This window comes from Sphingorhabdus sp. Alg239-R122, from assembly GCF_900537065.1.
Lineage (GTDB): Bacteria > Pseudomonadota > Alphaproteobacteria > Sphingomonadales > Sphingomonadaceae > Alg239-R122.
In genome coordinates, this window is record NZ_UNRC01000005.1 from 70,662 (window position 1) to 89,488 (window position 18,827).

An 18,827-nucleotide genomic window follows, 5' to 3' on the forward strand; every position below is an offset into this window, starting at 1 on the left:
CATGTTTGAGCGGGTGGCATGGGGCATATTGGCACTGATCCATTTATCTCCTGCTGCGGCATTTTTCCTACCTTCGTTGATCACGAAACTATATGGAATTTCATCTGGCAGCGACACTTTCATCTTGCTGCATCACCGTGCGGCATTATTTCTGGTGGTTTTCATCGGCTGTATATGGGCAATTTTCGATCCTGATGTACGCAGGCTTGCTGTCGTGGGCACGGCCCTGTCGATGCTTGGTTTCCTTGCGATTTATATTATGGGAGGACAGCCGGATGCACTTCGCTCCATAGCGATTGCGGATAGCATAGGTCTTCCGTTTTTGGCATATGTAGCCTGGTTGGCCTTCAGGCATTAAGTAGTTTTACTGACTACATCCAGCCATCCAGAACCTGGTCCGGTGGTCTGTGGCCGTCTGCCCAGATGCGAATATTGGCAATAACGCGTTCACCAGAAGCCTCGCGGCCTTCAAAAGTAGCGCTGCCGACATGCGGCAAAAGCGTTACATTTTTGAGCGCCAGCAGACGCGGATCGACTGCCGGTTCATGGGTGTAGACATCAAGCCCGGCACCTGCGATTTCACCTTTTTCCAAGGCAGTAATCATGGCTTCTTCATCAACAATCTCGCCGCGTGAGGTGTTAATGAGATACGCGTCGTTTTTCATCGCCGCGATCCGCTTTGCGTTTATCATTTCATGCGTTTCAGCATTATGCGGACTATGCAGCGTTATGATGTCGCTATCCTGGATCAACGCATCAAGGTCACCCCGATATTCCGCGCCCAGCATCTGTTCGAGATGTTCGGGCAGACGGCGGCGGTTATGGTAGATGATGCGAAGACCAAAAGCGCGTGCCCGGTGGGCGACGGCCTGTCCGATACGCCCCATGCCGATAATGCCCAAAGTCTTGCCGCCAATGCGGTGGCCCAGCATGCCGGAGGGTTTCCATCCCTCCCATTTGCCCGAACGCACCAGTTTTTCGCCCTCGGCAAAGCGGCGTGGTACGGACAGGATCAGCGCCATGGTCATATCGGCGGTGTCATCGGTAAAAACACCCGGCGTGTTGGTGACCATGATGCCCCGTGCACGAGCGGCCTTCAGGTCAATATGGTCCACGCCGGTGCCAAAATTGGCTATGAGCTTAAGCCGGTCGCCGGCACCATTGATAAGATCAGCATTGATATCGTCCGTCACAGTGGGGACCAGAACATCAATATCCTGCATCGCATCATGCAGCTGTTCAGGTGTCATAGGAATGTCTGCGCGGTTAAGAGACGCTTCGAACAGTTCTTCCATCCGTGCCTGCACACTATCGGCAAGATCACGCGTAACAGCGATTTTGGGTTTGGCGATAGGGGTGGAGAGGCGGGCACTGTTGGGCATATGCACGCTATCTGGCAGATTTTACCAAAGGTCAAGCGGGCGGCGCTTGAAAGTTATGGGTTAATCCCTGTAAGAGGCATGCATATGATATATGGTAAGCGGAGCAAGCATATGCGGCCCTTTCACAGGCGCATGATACAGATATTTTCAGGCATATTTTTGCTGAGCGGTATGGTGTTTGCCAGCGCGCCCGCACATGCGCAAAATGTCGAAACGCCCTATTGGGCTTCTATCAGTGACGAGAAGGCAAATGCCCGGGTCGGTCCGACGCGTGATTACCGGATTGCATGGGTATACCAGCGTAAAAACCTGCCGGTTAAAGTGCTGAAACGGTATGAAAGCTGGCGTCAGATTGAGGATCATGACGGTGATGTTTCATGGATGCTGGCTTCGCTGCTGTCACGCAAGCGGACTGCGGTTGTCATTGACGGTATTCAAAAAATGCATGCAGAACCTGAATCCGCATCGAAAGTGATATGGCGTGTCGAGCCGGGTGTTGTTGGCGTGCTGGGAAGCTGTTCCAATAACTATTGTGAATTCGATATAGATGGACAGTCCGGCTATGTGGCTGCGGCTGGTTTATGGGGCGTTGGCAAGCCCTGACATTACCAACTATTCCATAAAAGTGCCGCCCGGTTTAATGGGCGGTACTTTTGGTTTTCCTGCAAGGTTGGATTAATCGAGCAATTCAATTGCCACTGCTGTTGCTTCGCCGCCGCCGATGCAAAGCGAAGCGATGCCGCGTTTTTTGCCATGGGTTTGCAGCGCAGCGATCAGTGTAGTCATAATCCGCGCCCCGCTGGCACCGATCGGATGGCCTAGTGCGGTTGCGCCGCCATGCACGTTAATCTTATCATGCGGAATGCCCAGATCCTGCATCGCGAACATAGCGACGCAGGCAAAAGCTTCATTGACTTCGAAAAGGTCAACATCATCCATCGACCAACCCGCTTTTTCCAGAACCTTGTTTACCGCGCCTACCGGAGCCACCGTAAACTGCGAAGGTTCCTGCGCATGTGCGGCAAGGCCGACAATGCGTGCAATCGGTTTCTTGCCATGCGCGTCCGCTACGCTTTGACGGGTCAGTACCATCGCCGCGGCACCATCGGAAATTGAGGAGGAGGTGGCAGCGGTAATCGTGCCGTCTTTTGCGAATGCTGCTCGCAGGTTCGGGATTTTATCCGGGCGGCCCCGGCCAGGTTGCTCGTCAGTATCGACGGTAACGTCTCCCTTGCGGGTGGAGAAAGTGACGGGCACAACTTCGCGGTCAAATGCGCCGCTCTCAATTGCGGCATTGGCACGGCGCAGTGATTCGATGGAATATGCATCCTGTGCCTCACGGGTCAGCTGATATTCGTTCGCCGTGTCTTGCGCAAAAGTGCCCATGGCACGGCCTTCTTCATAGGCATCTTCCAACCCGTCGAGAAACATATGGTCATACACGGTATCATGGCCGATGCGCGCGCCGCCACGATGCTTTTTCATCAGATAGGGCGCGTTGGTCATGCTTTCCATGCCGCCGGTAACGATCAGGTCGATCGAACCTGCCGCAAGTGCTTCTGCGCCCATAATCGCTGATTGCATGCCCGATCCGCACACCTTACCGACCGTTGTGGCTTCGACTGATTTGGGCAAACCGGCTTTTAGCGCAGCCTGACGCGCTGGCGCCTGACCCAGACCAGCGGACAGCACATTGCCCATATAGATACGGTCGATATCATCGGTATTCACACCTGCGCGCTCCACTGCGGCCTTCACCGCAGTCGCGCCGAGTTCCGTTGCCGATACATCGGAAAATACGCCCTGCATGCCGCCCATCGGGGTGCGGGCATAGGACAGAATGACAATCGGATCGTTTTCGCTGAATGTGGCCATGGGGGGACTTTCTGTGTTCGAGTGAAAATTGTTATGCGATGTAGGTAAGCCTTTCCGCCACATTTTTCAAATCCAATATTGCGCTGCAACATCAACTTCTTCACGAAATTATATTACAAAAATCCGCGAAGCTGATTATGGTGCCTGACAAAGATTTGGCGTTTAAGGAGTCTCACATGTCAGCAACCCCCGATTTTGATTTCCAACTGGGCGAAATGGCGGACCAGATTCGCGACACCACACGCCGCTTTGCCGAAGATAAAATCATGCCGATTGCGGCTAAAATCGATGCAGAGGACTGGTTCCCCGAAGACCTGTGGCCGCAAATGGGTGAGCTTGGCCTGCACGGGATTACTGTGGCAGAGGAAGATGGCGGGCTGGGGCTTGGCTATCTGGAACACTGCATCGCGGTGGAAGAAATCAGCCGCGCGAGCGCCTCGGTAGGCCTCAGCTATGGCGCACATAGCAATCTGTGTGTCAATCAAATGGCGCGCTGGGCTTCACCTGAACAGAAAGCAAAATACCTGCCCGGGCTGGTGTCGGGCGAACATGTTGGCTCGCTTGCTATGTCCGAAGCAAATGCCGGCAGCGATGTGGTGTCGATGAAACTGAAAGCTGACGCGGTGCAGGGTGGGTATCTGCTCAACGGTACGAAGTTCTGGATCACCAATAGCCAATATGCCGAAACGTTGATCGTCTATGCTAAAACCGGCGAGGGCAGCGGCGGCATCACGGCGTTTATTATCGAAAAGGACATGGAGGGTTTCTCCATCGGTCAGAAAATCGACAAAATGGGCATGCGCGGAAGCCCTACGGCGGAACTGGTATTTAACGATTGCCATGTGCCTGAAGAAAATATCATGGGCCCCGTCAATGGCGGTGTCGGCGTGCTTATGTCGGGTCTGGATTATGAGCGCGCTGTGCTCGCCGCGATCCAGCTCGGTATCATGCAGGCGTGCCTTGATGTAGTGATTCCGTTTGTGCGTGAGCGTAAACAGTTTGGACAACCCATCGGGTCGTTTCAGCTTATGCAGGGTAAAGTGGCCGACATGTATGTCGCGCTGCAATCTGCGCGCTCCTATGTCTATGCCGTGGCCAAGGCGTGTGATGCGGGCAAGACTACGCGGTTCGATGCGGCGGGGTCTATCCTGCTTGCCTCCGAAAATGCTGTCAAAGTTTCGCTCGAGGCGATTCAGGCACTCGGCGGCGCAGGCTATACCAAGGATTGGCCGGTTGAACGCTTTATGCGCGATGCAAAACTGCTCGACATTGGCGCAGGCACCAACGAAATTCGCCGTATGTTGATCGGCCGTGAACTGATCGGGGCTGCTTGATGGTGTGGCACTGGCTTTCCGCCGCCGCGATGGTTGTTGTGGCCGTGCTGCATTCAACCGGCGGGGCACAGTTGGTGCTGGAACCTATGCTGGCTAAAGGCAATCCGCTTCCCGAAATGGCGATAGCCCCGGCACTGCTGCGCTTTTGCTGGCACGCGCTTTCGCTGCTTATGCTGTTCAGTGCGCTGGTGGTTGCATGGCCTGCGACGCCGCGTATTCTTGTCATTGCAGCAGGGGCGGTCTGGATAGGCATGGCAATTGCTGACATAGTAACTTCACGTTTTGAACATCCCGGCTGGATTCCGATGGGGATTGCCGGCGCCCTTGCACTTATTGGAGCGTTTCGATGACCGCACCTGTACTCGACACGAAAATCAATACCGAATCTGAAGCATATCGCGGCAATACAGCGCATAACACTGCGCTGAAAGACGAGCTTTGGGAGAAAGTTGCCGAAGCGGCGAAGGGCGGCAGTGAACGGTCGCGTGAACGACATGTTTCGCGTGGAAAGCTGCTACCGCGCGAGCGGGTTGAACGCTTGCTTGATCCGGGCTCACCTTTTCTTGAGGTCGGGCAATTGGCGGCTAACGAACTTTATAAAGATGATATTCCCGGTGCTGGCCTGATCTGCGGTATTGGCCGCGTGTCGGGGCGGCAGGTAATGATTGTGTGCAACGATGCCACCGTTAAAGGCGGCACATATTACCCCATGACCGTCAAAAAACATTTGCGGGCGCAGGAAATTGCCGAGGCGAACCATCTGCCGTGCGTCTATCTGGTCGATAGCGGCGGTGCGAACCTGCCGCATCAGGCCGAGGTTTTCCCCGACCGTGACCATTTCGGGCGGATTTTCTTTAATCAGGCGAATATGAGCGCGAAGCAAATCCCGCAGATCGCATGCGTGATGGGGAGCTGCACCGCGGGCGGTGCCTATGTGCCCGCCATGTCGGACGAGACCGTGATTGTGCGTAATCAGGGCACGATTTTCCTTGCCGGACCGCCTTTGGTGAAAGCCGCGACGGGCGAAGAAATCAGCGCCGAAGACCTAGGCGGCGGCGACCTGCATGGGCGTAAGTCCGGCGTGGTCGATCATGTTGCGGAGAACGACGAACATGCGCTCACCATTGTGCGCGATATTGTCTCGACCTTGCCCGAAAGCCGGGAGCCCGATATCGCCATCGTTGACCCGCGTCCGCCCAAATATGACGCCGAAGAGATTTACGGTATCCTGCCCGACGATGTCCGTGCGCCCTATGATGTGCATGAGGTGATTGCGCGGCTGGTCGATGGCAGCGAATTTCACGAGTTCAAGGCGCTGTACGGCACATCATTGGTGTGCGGATTCGCGCATATATGGGGCATGCCGGTCGGCATTATCGCCAATAACGGAATTTTGTTCAGCGAAAGCGCGCAAAAGGGCGCGCATTTCATTGAGCTATGCTGCCAGCGCCGCGTGCCTTTGCTGTTCCTGCAAAATATCTCCGGCTTTATGGTCGGCGGCAAATATGAGGCGGAAGGCATTGCCAAGCACGGCGCAAAGCTGGTGACGGCCGTAGCCACCGCCAGCGTGCCGAAAATCACTGTCCTGATCGGCGGATCATTCGGCGCGGGCAATTACGGCATGTGCGGCCGCGCATATAACCCGCGCTTCCTGTTCAGTTGGCCGAACAGCCGTATTTCGGTGATGGGCGGCGAACAGGCGGCATCGGTGCTAGCCACCGTCCACCGCGATGCGGACAAATGGGATGAGCGCGAGGCCGAGGCTTTCAAAGACCCGATCCGCCAGAAATACGAAGACGAAGGCAACCCCTATTACGCCACCGCCCGCATGTGGGACGACGGCATTATCGATCCCGCGCAAACACGCGATGTGCTGGGGCTGGCATTCGCGGCGACTCTGAATGCGGAAGTGCCAGAGCGGGCGCAATTTGGTGTGTTTAGGATGTGATGATGGGGGGGCGGTAATATGGATCAGAATGAGAAAGAATATTTAGAACGTCCAGATGGTGGAACTGTGATAGGCGCTGGATCGTTCCTGCTATGTGTCGGCATTATTGCAATGTTTGTTGTGGTGAATGCTGAGACCGTCAACACGTTCACAATATCACTCGCTATCGCGCAAATTGGGATCGGATTGGGTGTTCTGCTTATAGCTTTAGGCTATGTGGTGCGTGCTATATGGTTTTTGCCAGGGCGTGAAATTGAAAAGCAAGTGATCGCTAGTAGCAATGCTGCCGTAAGTGAAACGTGTGAATTTTGTGACCAAAAAGTATTTGCACCCAATAAGCCGTGTCCAAAAATTCCATCTGAGCGGCTTACCAAAATAGCTTCGCAAATCGATAACGAGCAGTGCCGCACATATTGTATTAAAAACGGATATTTGGAAGAAGAGCAAACGGATGATTAAATCCCTCCTTATTGCAAACCGGGGTGAAATCGCCTGCCGGATTATCCGCACCGCGCGGGATATGGGCATTCGCACGGTGGCGGTTTATTCCGATGCCGATGCAAAGGCGCTGCATGTACGTGAGGCCGATGAAGCGGTGCATATCGGGCCATCGGCGGCGACCGAGAGCTATCTGGTGGCCGATAAGATACTCGCGGCGGCGAAGGAGACGGGCGCGGAGGCGATTCATCCGGGCTATGGTTTCCTGTCCGAAAATGCCGATTTTGCGCAAGACGTGATTGATGCGGGACTGATCTGGGTCGGACCAAAGCCGGATAGCATCCGCGCAATGGGCCTGAAAGACGCGGCCAAGACATTGATGGACAATGCGGGCGTGCCCACCACGCCAGGCTATATCGGCGACAATCAGGACGCGGATTACCTCGCCGAACAGGCCGGGAAAATCGGCTATCCGGTCCTTATCAAGGCGGTCGCGGGCGGCGGCGGCAAGGGGATGCGCAAAGTCGATGCGGCGGCGGATTTTGCGGATGCACTTGTGTCGTGCCAGCGCGAGGCGGCGGCCTCATTCGGCAACGACATCGTCCTCATTGAAAAATGGATTGAAAGCCCGCGCCATATCGAGGTGCAGGTGTTCGGTGACAGCCACGGCAATGTCGTACACCTGTTTGAACGCGACTGTTCGTTGCAGCGCCGCCACCAGAAAGTGATCGAGGAAGCCCCCGCACCGGGCATAGACGAAGCCACCCGCGAAGCCGTATGCGCCGCCGCTGTACGTGCGGCACAGGCGGTGGATTACGAGGGTGCGGGTACGATCGAATTTATCGCCGACGGGTCCGAAGGCCTGCGCGCCGACCGCATCTGGTTTATGGAAATGAACACGCGGCTGCAGGTCGAACATCCTGTCACCGAAGAAATCACAGGCGTTGACCTGGTCGAGTGGCAGCTCCTTGTGGCGAGCGGCGCGCCCATTCCGGTGCAGCAGGACGAACTTAGCATTGATGGCTGGGCCATAGAGGCGCGCCTCTATGCGGAAGACCCCGTCAATGGCTTCCTGCCCAGCACAGGCCCGCTTGACCGGCTGTTCCTGGATGCCGACCGCATTGAAACGGGTGTGGAGGAAGGCGATGAAGTCAGCCCGCATTACGACCCGATGATTGCCAAGCTGATCGTGCATGATGAGACCCGCGAAGAGGCAATCGCTGTTCTGGCTGAATGCTGTGAAGCGACCGAGGTATGGCCGGTAAAAACCAATGCTGGTTTTCTGGCGCAGTTGCTGCATCAACCGGAATTTCAGTCAGGTGATATGACAACCGGATTTATCGGTGGTCTGGATGAGGCCATTACGGCCAAACCCGAACTGGATGGCGGTACAAAGGCTGCTGTGGCACAAAGCCTGGCCGCCAATTATGCCGATCTTGCTTCTCAGCAGTCGGGCTTGCTCAATTTCCGGCTTAACAGTCCGCACAAGGATGGCTTTACCGTGCGCGTTGATGGTGGACCCACTACTATACCCATGGACGGCAGTGAAATGGCCGGTCTGATGCCGCTCGCCAGCAATGAGTTTATCCTGTTCGACCGCGGTTTTGCTTATTCGATCAGTCGCCGCGCGACGGGCGCAGGTGAAGGTGCAGCCTCCGATGGTGCGATCCTCTCCCCGATGCCGGGCAAGATTATCGCGGTGAATGTCGCGGCCGGGGATGCCGTGACCAAAGGGCAGAAACTGCTTACACTCGAAGCCATGAAGATGGAGCACAGCCTGGTCGCGCCGTTTGACGGGACCGTGGCGGAGTTAAATGCCGAGCTCGACGGGCAGGTGAGCGAAGGCACATTGCTAGTAGAGATTGGGCTGGCAGAGATTGATGCGGGCGAGGATAGCGAATAATTGAACGCTGGGTATCTTGCATATTTAGCACCGTCGTTCGGCCTTATCCTTGGCGCGATATTTGGTAGTTTTATCGCTGCATTGGTGTCACGCTGGCCGAATGGCAAGTCAGTGATGGCAGGGCGGTCACAATGTGATGGGTGCGGCAAAAAGCTGCGTCCGCACGAACTTATCCCAATAATATCCCATATCCTGCAACGTGGAAAGTGCCGGTCCTGTGATGCCACCATTGACCATGAAGCTTTGTTTATCGAGCTTTGTGCGGCGGCAATAAGCGGGCTGGCATTGTGTATGTCGCCGGATTGGTATGGCGTGGCGGGGGCGGTCTTTGGCTGGATATTGCTGGCACTTGCTGCATTGGACCTGCGGCATTACTGGCTTCCCGACCGGCTCACCTTGTTGCTGGCGGTAACCGGACTTATCGCAGTTTTCATTTTCAACCGCGGCCAGATTACGGATCATATTGCGGGCGGTGTCGCCGGATTTGTGCTGCTGTGGCTGATCGGATGGGGGTATAAACACCTGCGCGGGCGTGAGGGTCTGGGCAGCGGTGACCCCAAAATGCTGGGCGGCATCGGGATATGGCTGGGCTGGGCTGGGCTGCCCTTTATATTGTTAGGGGCAAGTGTACTGGGGTTATCGATCGCTGCTGTACTGATGCTAACGGGACGGAAAGTCGCCGCCGATATGCACCTGCCGCTGGGCGCGTTGATGGCACTGCCTGCGTATATCTATTGGCTCGTGTTCAACTGAAACCGGCAGCGGTTCAATCCCCCATTTCATATTGCAACCTTTTCGCTTATGCTACGCACAAAGATAAAAGGAGAGCATCATGCCCGAGGCCAATTCATCCGATAAGTCCACTGAAATGCAGGCAGCGTTGAGTAAACAGCGTGCTGATTTCACCGCGTCCATGCCCGAAGCGATGAGTGTGCGGCGTGACCGGATCGACCGCGCAATTGCGCTGCTGATTGATTATAAAGACCAGTTCGCAGATGCCGTTTCCGAAGATTTCGGTCACCGCAGCACTGAACAGACATTGATGACTGACATCATGCCTTCGGTCAGTGCGATGAAACATGCGCGCAAGCATTTTGAAAGCTGGGCCCGCGGCGAAAAGCGCAAGGCGACTTTTCCGCTCGGCCTGATCGGTGCAAAGGCTGAGGTCGTGTATCAACCCAAAGGCGTGGTTGGTGTGGTGGCTCCGTGGAATTTCCCGGTTGGCATGGTGATGGTACCGATGGCGGGCATACTCGCCGCGGGCAATCGTGCGATGATAAAACCGTCTGAATTTACGGAAAATGTGTCGGCACTGTTTGAGGAAATTGTCCCTAAATATTTTGATGAAACCGAAATGGCGGTGTTTACCGGTGGGCCAGAGGTTGGGATCGCCTTTTCGCAGCTTGCCTTTGACCATATGATCTTCACAGGTGCGACCAGTGTCGGCAAGCATATTATGCGCGCGGCAGCGGAAAATCTTGTGCCGGTAACGCTCGAACTGGGCGGCAAGTCACCTACTATAGTCGGGCGCAGCGCGGATCAGAAAAAAGCGGGTGAACGCATCGCAACGGGCAAGATGATGAATGCCGGGCAGATATGCCTTGCGCCCGATTATCTGATGGTTGCGTCCGACCAGGAAGAAGATGTGATCGAAAGTGTGAAGCAGGGCGTGCATGCGCAATACCCCGCGCTGATCGACAATGATGATTACACATCGGTGGTGAATGAGCGTAATTATGATCGGTTGCAGGGCTATCTGGCCGATGCGCGCGAAAAGGGTGCGGAAGTGATCGAGGTCAATCCGGCTGCAGAGGACTTTGAAAGCTATAATGGCCGCAAAATGCCGCTGCATATCGTGCGTGGTGTTAATGATGACATGAAAGTTATGCAGGAAGAGATTTTCGGACCGATCCTGCCAGTAATGACGTATCGCAGCATTGATGAAGCGATTGACTATGTGAACGATCATGACCGGCCGCTGGGTCTTTACTATTTCGGGTCAGACAAAGCAGAGGAGCAGCAGGTGCTGAACCGTACAGTTTCTGGCGGTGTAACGGTGAATGACGTGATTTTCCATAATGCGATGGAAGACCTGCCTTTTGGCGGCATTGGCCCGTCTGGTATGGGCCATTATCATGGTGCAGACGGGTTCAAAACATTCAGCCATATGCGCGCGGTTTACCGTCAGACCGGCGTGGATGTCGCGGGCATGGGCGGGTTTAAACCGCCCTATGGCAAAAGCACACATGCGACTTTGAAACGTGAACTTAAGAAATAAGGAGCCAAGCGACTATGAGCAACAGGAACCGGGCACTGTTATTTGGTATAGTGAGTGCAATCTTTTTCTTTCTCGCCCTTGAAAGGTATCAGGAAGGTGAAAGTGTGTTGAGAGCAGGCATGAGTGCTGTTGCTGCAATATGTTTTGCGATCATTGCCATTATATCGTTTCGAAAGAAAAGCGGCGACATACAGGAGCCGTAAAGAAATCATTGCATATGGCCCATTGCATCCGGTAACGCTCTCAGTTAGAGACGCAATCGCTTTACGGCATTGCCCGTGAATATGTGCCCCTGTGGTGGAATTGGTAGACGCGCCGCACTCAAAATGCGGTTCCGCAAGGAGTGTCCGTTCGAGTCGGACCAGGGGCACCATTACCTAATGCCATGACCCTTCACTGAATTATTCCGGCCGCGGCTGTGAATAATCGACTGTGTGGTCACAGCTGCCATCATTTTCACAATCGTTGATGCCGTCCTGGTCCTTGTCCCAGCTTGGATGCAGACCAGCTGTATATTCAGGGCAATATGTGGCACCGAATGCGGCGTCCGGAAGGCGTGTCGCACGAGCTTCTTCATCGCTGGCATATCGGTTGCCCTTGTCATCGCAAACTCCGGATTCCTGCACGGTTTCCGCAACCTCTGGCACTGTAGTTTCTTCGTTTTGCTGATCTTGCGTGTCTGGTTGTTCTGCGGGACTGCACGCGGCTAATACGAATGTGGTAATGACAAGCCCGGTTCTTATAAACATGATTTCCCTCTTTCTTTAGTATGTGCCGAATATTTGAGTCGACAGGGAGGCTCGCATTCCTTTCTTTTATAGTCAAATGCGTATCATGGTTTCATTCTTTATCGCTTTATGCCTAAATGCGAAAAAGATAAGGAGAAAATATGACATCTATTTCAGGCAAGACAGTTTTCATAACAGGTGCGGCAGGCGGCATAGGCCTGGAAATAGCCCGCAGTTTCGCCGCGCACGGTGCCAATGTTATGATGTCAGATATTGATGGTGATGCATTGGAACTAGCTGCTGCAAAGCTGAAAAAAAGCCACAATAATGTGGCGACGATCCAGTGCGATGTTGCCGATTATGACGCTATGCAGAAAGCTGCGGAAGCGACCATCGAACATTTTGGCAAGGTGCATATGGTCGTCAACAATGCGGGTGTGGGTTCTGGCGGCAGGACGGGTTCCATAGCGATGCGCGACTGGCAGTGGGTTGTTGATATCAACCTGATGGGCGTGGTCAACGGCGTGGAAATATTTACACCGTTGATGGAATCGCATGGGGAGGGCGGACATATCATCAACGTTGCATCGATGGCAGGGCATGTCTCCATGGCTGGCATGGCACCCTATCATGCCACGAAATTTGCCGTTGTGGGGTATAGCGAAAGCCTGCTCCAGGAAATGAAAGAGCGTGGGATTGGTGTGAGTGTCCTGTGCCCGGCTTGGGTCAAGACACAGATCCACCTGAGTGGCAATGATGCACCGTCAAGGGCAGGCAAGGAGCCTAACCCCGACGACCCGCTTGCACAGCAAATGAAAGCCGTGATCGAAAGCGGGATGCCCGCCGATATTGTGGGGGAATGGGTTGCCGATTGTGTGGAAGCGGGCCGTTTCTATATATTCACCCATCCCGATTTTTATGACGCCATTGCAGCGCGGCATAAGCATATCGCGGCTGATTACCAGGCGACAAAAGATGATCCGCGATTTGCGCCTTATAAGGCATCGTAAAGATAAGCAGGGGAGCAGTATAAAATGGCACAGATAATGGCCAATGGCATTCCGATTGAAGTTGAAGATCATGGAGATAAGGGCAATCCAGTTATCCTGCTTATAATGGGGTTTTCGGTACAACTCACTTTCTGGCCAGAGGATTTTGTGCAGTCGCTGGTTGATGCAGGATACCGCGTTGTGCGTTTTGACAACCGCGACATCGGCCTGTCGCACAAGTTTGACGGCGTGAAAGCGCCCAACCCGCTCTGGCACCTGCTGGTTAAGCGCTTCCTGCCATCGCGGCGTATGGCGCCTTATTCGCTCGAAGATATGGCGGCGGATGCAGTCGGCGTTCTGGACGCGCTGGAAATTGAAAAAGCGCATGCCATCGGCGTGTCTATGGGCGGAATGATTAGCCAGATACTTGCTGCCGATTATCCGGAACGTGTGCAGAGTGTTATCCCGGTGATGACATCGACCAATAACCCAAGACTGCCGCGGGCAGACCCACAAGTGCAAAAGGCGCTGTTCGCCATGGCGGGCAAAAGGCCCGAAGGCGAAGATGAAGCTGTCGCCATGTCGATGCGGTTTTTTGAGATTATCGGTTCAAAAGATGCGGGCCGTGACCTTCAGGAAGTCGAAGATATTGTCCGCACGGCCTATCGCCGCAGTCATTATCCGGCGGGTCCGAAGCGGCAGATGGCGGCGATTATCGATACATGGGACCTGCGCGGCTGGACCCGGCGGATACAGGCACCGGCACTTGTGATCCATGGCGCGGCCGATCCCTTGATACCGCCTGCCTGCGGCGAGGATGTTGCCGCAAATATCAAGGATGCGAAGCTGGAGATTGTGGAGGGCATGGGACATGACCTGCCGCCCAGCCTGCTGGACAGTATTACAGCCAAAGTCCTGGCGCATATCGGTCAGAACAAGGGTCCGTAGTGATGATAAATACCATATTGTCGGTGATGGTAATCGCTGCCGTCGCGCTTATTGGCGGCGCGATCTATCTATTGCGCCGGGGCGGCGCCAGAAAACAGCCATTACTGATGCTACTCCTCGCGGCAATATTATTTGCCAATGTAGCGATACTGGCTATCCCGAATGAACGCGGCCTGTCACCCGCAAATAACGATGTGGATACCCCGGCTGACGCGCAGCCTGGCCAGTAGTCTTTCTATGTAGTGAATTACTTGATCGGTGAGTCCGGTGCCAGCCGCATGTCGAGGTAATTGTCGACCGATTTCATCATGTCTTCCAGTTCGTGCTCGAAGAAATGGTTGGCACGTGGAATTTCATCGTGGTGAATGGTGATATGTTTTTGCGTGCGCAGTTTGTCGACCAGCTTTTGAACAGCCGCCGGGTTAACAACCTCGTCGCTCGCGCCCTGCACCATAATGCCCGAAGCGGGGCAAGGGGCAAGGAAGCTGAAATCATACATATTGGCGGGGGGTGCAACCGAGATGAAACCGCGAATTTCCGGACGACGCATCAAAAGTTGCATACCGATAAGCGCACCAAAACTGAACCCCGCAACCCATGTGGTCTGTGCTTCGGGGTGAAAGCTCTGCACCCAGTCCAGTGCAGCTGCTGCATCGGAAAGTTCGCCTATGCCGTTATCGAAGCTGCCCTGTGAACGGCCAACGCCCCGAAAATTGAAGCGCAGTGTCGCAAAGCCGCGCTTGACGAATGTCTTATACATTGCCTGCGTAATCCGGTCATTCATGGTGCCGCCGCCCTGCGGATGCGGGTGCAGGATCATTGCGACAGGCGCGCGTGGGCGTGGAGCTGGGTTGAAGCGGCCTTCAAGGCGGCCTTCTGGTCCGGGAAAAATGACTGATGGCATAGGGTGTGGTTTTCCAGTTTTATCTGTTTATACAGGCTTTACGCTGTGATTTTGAAGTGCATGCTATATAGGAAATATTCGTAAAAGCGCAACAAAATGCGTGAACATCGCGTCAACAGGACAGAAAGCACATCAGCCCATGGCCAGCAAGCCGCGCATATATCTGGATCATGCTGCGACAACCCCTATCGGGGATGCCGCGCAAAAGGCGTTTGCAGGAGGCATGGCAGCATGGGCCAACCCGTCCTCGCCGCATATGGACGGGCGCAATGCCCGTGCGGCGCTGGAAGATGCGCGAAGCCGCATCGCCAATGCGCTGGACTGGGACGGCGATATTATTTTCACCAGTGGAGCGAGTGAGGCTATCTCGATCGCACTGGGGCGTACGAAAAAAACGCGTATTGTCACTACGCCCGTTGAGCATGATGCAGTCCTGCGCATAGCGAAGAATGCGGAAAAGCTGGCCGTGGATTTGCAGGGGCGCGTAGTGCTTGCCAACCTTGAAAAACAGCTTGGAAACATGCCGGAAGAAACCCTGGTCGCTGTACAGTCGGTCAATAATGAAACCGGCGTGATGCAGGACATGATGGCGATTTCCAGCGCCGTAAAGGAAGCAGGCGCTGTGCTGTTCGGCGACTGCGCACAGTCAGCGGGCAAGAAAGCCTTGCCCGATGCCGACATGATATCGATTTCTGCACATAAATTTGGTGGCCCGCCGGGCTTTGGCGCTTTGTTGATCCGCGATCTTGCGCATATCCATGCCTCAGGCGGTCAGGAAAAAGGCTATCGTTCGGGTACAGAAAACCTGCCCGCAGCACTTTCCATGGCGGCGGCGCTCGAAGCATCACGCAGTTGGACGGAACGTGCCGCAGAGCTGCGCGAGCAACTGGACAAATCCATCGCGGTGGCGGGCGGTGAACTGGTTGCAGGCGATGCAGAGCGATTGCCAACCATTGGTGGATACCGGATGCCCGGTGTCGCCGCCAATGCGCAGCTTATCCAGTTCGACCTTGCGGGCATATCGGTCTCGGCGGGCAGCGCCTGTTCGTCCGGTACGCTTAAGACGAGCCATGTGCTGTCGGCCATGGGCTGGGAGGACATGCCGGCAAATGAAGTTGTAAGGGTGAGTTTTGGACCTGATACGAGCCGCAGTGATATCTATGCATTTGTTGATGCGTGGAAAGCGATTTTCGAACGGGCAAAGGGGCAGAACGGGGCATGAGTGAACCCATTTACCTCGACTATCAGGCAACCACGCCGCTGGCACCGGAGGCCTATGCCGCGATGGAGCCATGGTTGAAAGCTGGTTTTGCCAATCCGCACAGTTCGCATGGGGCAGGCCGGAAAGCCGCCGCCACAGTCGAGGTCGCGCGCGGGCAGGTTGCGGGGCTATTGCCTGGTAATGGCGAAGTTATTTTCACCAGCGGCGCGACCGAGGCGATTAATCTCGCCTTACGCGGTGCCCTGCCGCATATTGGTAAACAGCGACGCAAACTGGTTACCATTGCCACCGAACATGCCGCCGTGCGTGATACTTGTTTTTGGCTTGAGAAACAGGGCTATGAACTTGTGCTGTTGCCTGTAGGTCCGGACGGATTGGTAGATATGGATGCAGCACAGGCTGCAATTAATGATGAAACCGCGATGGTGGCGGTCATGTTGGTCAATAATGAAATTGGCGTGATCCAGCCGGTACGCGAACTTGCCGATATGGCGCATGATGCTGGCGCGCTTTTCCTGTGTGATGCTGTGCAGGGTTATGGCCGCGCAAAGATACCAGGCAATGTAGACATGATTGCCCTGTCTGCACACAAGATTCATGGCCCCAAAGGTATCGGAGCGTTGTGGCGGCGCACTGGTACGGCGCTGGAACCCATAGTTTATGGAGGTGGGCAGGAAAACGGTGTGCGTTCCGGTACGTTATCACCAGCTTTATGTGCCGGGTTCGGTGCAGCCGCGAAACTGGCAGCCGAACGGTTTGATGAAGATCATGCACATATCAACGGGCTTTGGGAGCAGGCGCGCGCCTTATTTGCCGACTGGACTATCAATGGTTCCCTGGAACATCGTTATAAAGGCAATTTCAACATACGCCGTGACGGGCTGGATGTGGCCAGACTCATGTCGGATGTGCGCGGGGTTTCGTTTTCGGCGGGGTCTGCCTGTGCCAGTGGTTCGGGCCGTCCCAGCCATGTGCTGAGTGCGCTAGGCCTTGAACCGGGACAGGTAAAATCGTCCATTCGCCTTGGTTTTGGACGCTACACAGCCGAACAGGAGCTCACCCGTGCAGCGTTCATGATCAATACAGCTGCAGAAGCGATTATAGGATGATATGACCCGGATTACGTTTATCAGTGCCAATGGAAATACCGAAACCCATGTCACCGGCAATCCGGGTGATCGGCTGCTGGATATAGCGCAGAATAATGATCAGCCGCTGGAGGGTACATGCGAAGGGCAGATGGCCTGTTCAACGTGCCACGTGATCGTATCGGATGAAGATTTTAGTGCCCTGCCGGAAGCAGAAGAAATGGAAGAGGACATGCTGGACCTGGCCGCCGGGGTCGCACGCACCAGCCGCCTTGCGTGTCAGATTTTCCTAACCGAGGATATGGAAAGCCTGACGGTTCGCATCCCGGGTGAGGCACATAATATGCAGGGAGTGTAGACATGATGCCAATTTGGTCGCGCAGGACATTTTTATCAGCCTCACTTGCTTCGTTCGCGCTCAGTGCCTGTAAGCAGGACGTATCGCTGCCTGTCGCCGTACCATTGATCAACGATCCGGCGTTACGGAAACTCGAACAGGAATCAGGTGGCAGACTGGGCGTTGCCTGCATCAATGCCGCGGGCGACACCCTGTTTGCCAATCGCGCCGATGAACGCTTTGCCATGTGCTCAACATTCAAGGCGCCATTGGCTGCCGCGCTGTTTGAGGCGCATGATCGCGGTATCGCCGACCGCTTTGCGCGTATCAGGGTGCGTGAAGATGACTTTGTGCCCTATGCTCCTTTTACTGAGAACCTTGTGAAAGAAGGGCAGGATACGACGCTGGACGAGATGGCTTATCAGGCTGTCATCATCAGCGATAACGCGGCCGCGAATATCGTGCTGCGTGCAATTGGCGGGCCGGAAGCATTTACGGATTTCCTGCGCAGGCAAGGCGATGATGTGACCCGGCTCGATAGATACGAGCCGGAGCTTAATGAGAACGCGATTGATGATCCGCGTGACACAACCAGCCCGTTGGCCATGGCAGGGTTGCTGCGGCGGTTGCTGCTCAAGAACGAAGGCAGTGCGGCACATGCGGACAGGCTCATAAAGTGGATGCTGGACACCAAAACCGGAATTGCTCGTATTCGGGCCGGGTTGCCAGACGCATGGCGTCTTGGCCATAAGACGGGGACGGCACCGCAGTCGGCGCCCTGCTATAACGACGTTGGTATCATTTTCCCGCCGGATCAGCCGCCTGTCTTGCTTGCGGTTTATTTTGACAGACCGGATGTCGCCTGGAAAGAAGCTGAAGCGGTGATTGCCGAAACCACGCGGCTGGCGGCACAGAAAATAGTTGTAAAATAACACATAAAACCAGTTTTCTCAGACTTCCTGCCCTTGTATCGGAAGCTGCGTCTCTCCATAATATCAAGTCTAAACAAAGGAGAGAAACATGAGTGTAGCAAAAACAAGTGAAATTATTTCCTCATCCAGCGTGAGCGTTGAAGATGCCGTAAAGCAGGGCCTGGCGCGTGCTGGCAAGACCATCAAAGGCATCACAAGCGTGTGGGTAAAAGACACCAAGGCGACCGTTGAAAACGGCGAGATCGCGGAATGGCGCGTGAACATGGTCATTACGTTCGTCCTGAACGACTAATTCTGGAAACGGGCGGCTTGCGGGTATAGTCCATGCAGGACTTGCATTTGCCGCAAAGCCACGCCATATGGCGCATGGGAGTCGGGTGGACGCAGTGTTCGCCAATCTGGTCAGATCCGGAAGGAAGCAGCCACAACGATTTTTCTGCGGGTCGCCCGGCTCCTACCACATCTAATGCAATGAAAACCCCCGCTTGTCCGGGGGTTTTTCATATGTAGCGCGATGGCGC

21 protein-coding genes, 1 tRNA gene and 1 other RNA gene are annotated in these 18,827 nt (G+C 54.9%); 19 read left to right on the forward strand and 4 right to left on the reverse strand.

Annotation, left to right across the window (positions count from 1 at the left end):
- Window position 1: 1 nt before the first annotated feature.
- Window positions 2-358 carry a hypothetical protein gene (locus tag G6Q15_RS06970; protein ID WP_164117136.1) on the forward strand — a complete coding sequence of 119 codons (357 nt, stop codon included), beginning with the start codon at window positions 2-4 and terminating at the stop codon, window positions 356-358.
- 13 nt (window positions 359-371) lie between these two features.
- On the opposite strand, the gene G6Q15_RS06975 is transcribed toward G6Q15_RS06970, so the two are convergent.
- Window positions 372-1,382, reverse strand: a complete 1,011-nt coding sequence (locus tag G6Q15_RS06975) for a D-glycerate dehydrogenase (protein ID WP_164117138.1) — start codon at window positions 1,380-1,382, stop codon at window positions 372-374.
- Between the two features lie 132 nt (window positions 1,383-1,514).
- On the opposite strand from G6Q15_RS06975, the gene G6Q15_RS06980 reads away from it, so the two are divergent.
- Complete coding sequence (locus tag G6Q15_RS06980) at window positions 1,515-1,985, forward strand: SH3 domain-containing protein (protein WP_164117140.1); 471 nt, start codon at window positions 1,515-1,517, stop codon at window positions 1,983-1,985.
- Between the two features lie 72 nt (window positions 1,986-2,057).
- On the opposite strand, the gene G6Q15_RS06985 is transcribed toward G6Q15_RS06980, so the two are convergent.
- Window positions 2,058-3,257: an acetyl-CoA C-acyltransferase gene (locus G6Q15_RS06985; RefSeq protein WP_164117142.1), complete on the reverse strand. Its 1,200-nt coding sequence runs from the start codon at window positions 3,255-3,257 to the stop codon at window positions 2,058-2,060.
- Window positions 3,258-3,433: 176 nt separating this feature from the next.
- Between G6Q15_RS06985 and G6Q15_RS06990 the strand changes: the two genes are divergently transcribed.
- From G6Q15_RS06990 to G6Q15_RS07025, 8 genes are all read left to right on the forward strand, one after another.
- On the forward strand, window positions 3,434-4,591 hold the full coding sequence (locus G6Q15_RS06990) for an isovaleryl-CoA dehydrogenase (protein ID WP_164117144.1): 1,158 nt from the start codon (window positions 3,434-3,436) through the stop codon (window positions 4,589-4,591).
- Window positions 4,591-4,941 (forward strand): hypothetical protein, encoded by a 351-nt coding sequence (locus G6Q15_RS06995; protein ID WP_164117146.1) that lies wholly within the window; start codon window positions 4,591-4,593, stop codon window positions 4,939-4,941. The genes G6Q15_RS06990 and G6Q15_RS06995 overlap by 1 nt, the downstream gene beginning before the upstream one ends.
- Window positions 4,938-6,539 (forward strand): carboxyl transferase domain-containing protein, encoded by a 1,602-nt coding sequence (locus G6Q15_RS07000; RefSeq protein WP_164117148.1) that lies wholly within the window; start codon window positions 4,938-4,940, stop codon window positions 6,537-6,539. Before G6Q15_RS06995 ends, G6Q15_RS07000 begins: the two co-directional genes overlap by 4 nt.
- An 18-nt stretch (window positions 6,540-6,557) precedes the next feature.
- Window positions 6,558-6,998 (forward strand): hypothetical protein, encoded by a 441-nt coding sequence (locus tag G6Q15_RS07005; protein ID WP_164117150.1) that lies wholly within the window; start codon window positions 6,558-6,560, stop codon window positions 6,996-6,998.
- A complete protein-coding gene (locus G6Q15_RS07010; protein ID WP_164117152.1) occupies window positions 6,991-8,880 on the forward strand; it encodes an acetyl/propionyl/methylcrotonyl-CoA carboxylase subunit alpha in 1,890 nt (629 codons plus the stop codon). Before G6Q15_RS07005 ends, G6Q15_RS07010 begins: the two co-directional genes overlap by 8 nt.
- The gene (locus G6Q15_RS07015) at window positions 8,881-9,633 is read left to right on the forward strand and encodes an A24 family peptidase (RefSeq protein WP_240330795.1); all 753 of its coding nucleotides are present in this window, start codon (window positions 8,881-8,883) and stop codon (window positions 9,631-9,633) included. It abuts the gene before it with no gap.
- Between the two features lie 79 nt (window positions 9,634-9,712).
- Window positions 9,713-11,158, forward strand: coding sequence for a coniferyl aldehyde dehydrogenase (locus G6Q15_RS07020; RefSeq protein ID WP_240330796.1), 1,446 nt, complete (start codon window positions 9,713-9,715; stop codon window positions 11,156-11,158).
- A 288-nt stretch (window positions 11,159-11,446) separates the two neighbouring features.
- Window positions 11,447-11,531, forward strand: a tRNA-Leu gene (locus tag G6Q15_RS07025).
- A 28-nt stretch (window positions 11,532-11,559) separates the two neighbouring features.
- On the opposite strand, the gene G6Q15_RS07030 is transcribed toward G6Q15_RS07025, so the two are convergent.
- Window positions 11,560-11,907: a hypothetical protein gene (locus G6Q15_RS07030; RefSeq protein WP_164117015.1), complete on the reverse strand. Its 348-nt coding sequence runs from the start codon at window positions 11,905-11,907 to the stop codon at window positions 11,560-11,562.
- 140 nt (window positions 11,908-12,047) lie between these two features.
- Between G6Q15_RS07030 and G6Q15_RS07035 the strand changes: the two genes are divergently transcribed.
- From G6Q15_RS07035 to G6Q15_RS07045, 3 genes are read left to right on the forward strand one after another with little or no spacing between them, the layout of a single operon-like run.
- A complete protein-coding gene (locus G6Q15_RS07035; RefSeq protein WP_164117154.1) occupies window positions 12,048-12,896 on the forward strand; it encodes an SDR family NAD(P)-dependent oxidoreductase in 849 nt (282 codons plus the stop codon).
- A gap of 24 nt (window positions 12,897-12,920) precedes the next feature.
- Window positions 12,921-13,823: an alpha/beta hydrolase gene (locus G6Q15_RS07040; RefSeq protein ID WP_164117156.1), complete on the forward strand. Its 903-nt coding sequence runs from the start codon at window positions 12,921-12,923 to the stop codon at window positions 13,821-13,823.
- 2 nt (window positions 13,824-13,825) lie between these two features.
- The gene (locus G6Q15_RS07045) at window positions 13,826-14,053 is read left to right on the forward strand and encodes a hypothetical protein (protein ID WP_164117017.1); all 228 of its coding nucleotides are present in this window, start codon (window positions 13,826-13,828) and stop codon (window positions 14,051-14,053) included.
- Between the two features lie 17 nt (window positions 14,054-14,070).
- Here G6Q15_RS07045 and G6Q15_RS07050 read toward each other — a convergent pair whose 3' ends face one another.
- A complete protein-coding gene (locus G6Q15_RS07050; protein WP_164117158.1) occupies window positions 14,071-14,727 on the reverse strand; it encodes an alpha/beta hydrolase in 657 nt (218 codons plus the stop codon).
- A gap of 139 nt (window positions 14,728-14,866) precedes the next feature.
- On the opposite strand from G6Q15_RS07050, the gene G6Q15_RS07055 reads away from it, so the two are divergent.
- The 6 genes from G6Q15_RS07055 to ffs all read left to right on the forward strand — a co-directional run bounded on the left by G6Q15_RS07055 (window position 14,867) and on the right by ffs (window position 18,767).
- Window positions 14,867-15,949: an aminotransferase class V-fold PLP-dependent enzyme gene (locus G6Q15_RS07055; RefSeq protein WP_164117160.1), complete on the forward strand. Its 1,083-nt coding sequence runs from the start codon at window positions 14,867-14,869 to the stop codon at window positions 15,947-15,949.
- Window positions 15,946-17,058, forward strand: coding sequence for a cysteine desulfurase family protein (locus G6Q15_RS07060; RefSeq protein ID WP_164117161.1), 1,113 nt, complete (start codon window positions 15,946-15,948; stop codon window positions 17,056-17,058). The genes G6Q15_RS07055 and G6Q15_RS07060 overlap by 4 nt, the downstream gene beginning before the upstream one ends.
- A gap of 1 nt (window position 17,059) precedes the next feature.
- Window positions 17,060-17,395, forward strand: a complete 336-nt coding sequence (locus G6Q15_RS07065) for a 2Fe-2S iron-sulfur cluster-binding protein (protein WP_164117163.1) — start codon at window positions 17,060-17,062, stop codon at window positions 17,393-17,395.
- 2 nt (window positions 17,396-17,397) lie between these two features.
- The gene (bla, locus tag G6Q15_RS07070) at window positions 17,398-18,306 is read left to right on the forward strand and encodes a class A beta-lactamase (RefSeq protein WP_164117165.1); all 909 of its coding nucleotides are present in this window, start codon (window positions 17,398-17,400) and stop codon (window positions 18,304-18,306) included.
- A gap of 88 nt (window positions 18,307-18,394) precedes the next feature.
- Entirely contained in the window at window positions 18,395-18,598 is a 204-nt protein-coding gene (locus G6Q15_RS07075) for a dodecin family protein (protein WP_164117168.1), read from the forward strand.
- Window positions 18,599-18,672: 74 nt separating this feature from the next.
- Window positions 18,673-18,767: signal recognition particle sRNA small type (gene ffs, locus G6Q15_RS07080), an RNA gene on the forward strand.
- Window positions 18,768-18,827 lie beyond the last annotated feature (60 nt).

What these genes read in the sequence shown, in the direction of transcription:
- G6Q15_RS07030 (WP_164117015.1), bottom strand. Translation starts at nt 11,907, where the DNA reads ATGTTTATAAGAACCGGGCTTGTCATTACCACATTCGTATTAGCCGCG.
- G6Q15_RS06970 (WP_164117136.1), top strand. Translation starts at nt 2, where the DNA reads ATGTTTGAGCGGGTGGCATGGGGCATATTGGCACTGATCCATTTATCT.
- G6Q15_RS07005 (WP_164117150.1), top strand. Translation starts at nt 6,558, where the DNA reads ATGGATCAGAATGAGAAAGAATATTTAGAACGTCCAGATGGTGGAACT.
- G6Q15_RS06980 (WP_164117140.1), top strand. Translation starts at nt 1,515, where the DNA reads ATGATACAGATATTTTCAGGCATATTTTTGCTGAGCGGTATGGTGTTT.
- G6Q15_RS07040 (WP_164117156.1), top strand. Translation starts at nt 12,921, where the DNA reads ATGGCACAGATAATGGCCAATGGCATTCCGATTGAAGTTGAAGATCAT.
- G6Q15_RS06985 (WP_164117142.1), bottom strand. Translation starts at nt 3,257, where the DNA reads ATGGCCACATTCAGCGAAAACGATCCGATTGTCATTCTGTCCTATGCC.
- G6Q15_RS06975 (WP_164117138.1), bottom strand. Translation starts at nt 1,382, where the DNA reads ATGCCCAACAGTGCCCGCCTCTCCACCCCTATCGCCAAACCCAAAATC.
- G6Q15_RS07045 (WP_164117017.1), top strand. Translation starts at nt 13,826, where the DNA reads ATGATAAATACCATATTGTCGGTGATGGTAATCGCTGCCGTCGCGCTT.
- G6Q15_RS07055 (WP_164117160.1), top strand. Translation starts at nt 14,867, where the DNA reads ATGGCCAGCAAGCCGCGCATATATCTGGATCATGCTGCGACAACCCCT.
- G6Q15_RS07060 (WP_164117161.1), top strand. Translation starts at nt 15,946, where the DNA reads ATGAGTGAACCCATTTACCTCGACTATCAGGCAACCACGCCGCTGGCA.
- G6Q15_RS07075 (WP_164117168.1), top strand. Translation starts at nt 18,395, where the DNA reads ATGAGTGTAGCAAAAACAAGTGAAATTATTTCCTCATCCAGCGTGAGC.
- G6Q15_RS06990 (WP_164117144.1), top strand. Translation starts at nt 3,434, where the DNA reads ATGTCAGCAACCCCCGATTTTGATTTCCAACTGGGCGAAATGGCGGAC.
- G6Q15_RS07020 (WP_240330796.1), top strand. Translation starts at nt 9,713, where the DNA reads ATGCCCGAGGCCAATTCATCCGATAAGTCCACTGAAATGCAGGCAGCG.
- bla (WP_164117165.1), top strand. Translation starts at nt 17,398, where the DNA reads ATGATGCCAATTTGGTCGCGCAGGACATTTTTATCAGCCTCACTTGCT.
- G6Q15_RS07050 (WP_164117158.1), bottom strand. Translation starts at nt 14,727, where the DNA reads ATGCCATCAGTCATTTTTCCCGGACCAGAAGGCCGCCTTGAAGGCCGC.
- G6Q15_RS07010 (WP_164117152.1), top strand. Translation starts at nt 6,991, where the DNA reads ATGATTAAATCCCTCCTTATTGCAAACCGGGGTGAAATCGCCTGCCGG.
- G6Q15_RS06995 (WP_164117146.1), top strand. Translation starts at nt 4,591, where the DNA reads ATGGTGTGGCACTGGCTTTCCGCCGCCGCGATGGTTGTTGTGGCCGTG.
- G6Q15_RS07000 (WP_164117148.1), top strand. Translation starts at nt 4,938, where the DNA reads ATGACCGCACCTGTACTCGACACGAAAATCAATACCGAATCTGAAGCA.
- G6Q15_RS07065 (WP_164117163.1), top strand. Translation starts at nt 17,060, where the DNA reads ATGACCCGGATTACGTTTATCAGTGCCAATGGAAATACCGAAACCCAT.
- G6Q15_RS07035 (WP_164117154.1), top strand. Translation starts at nt 12,048, where the DNA reads ATGACATCTATTTCAGGCAAGACAGTTTTCATAACAGGTGCGGCAGGC.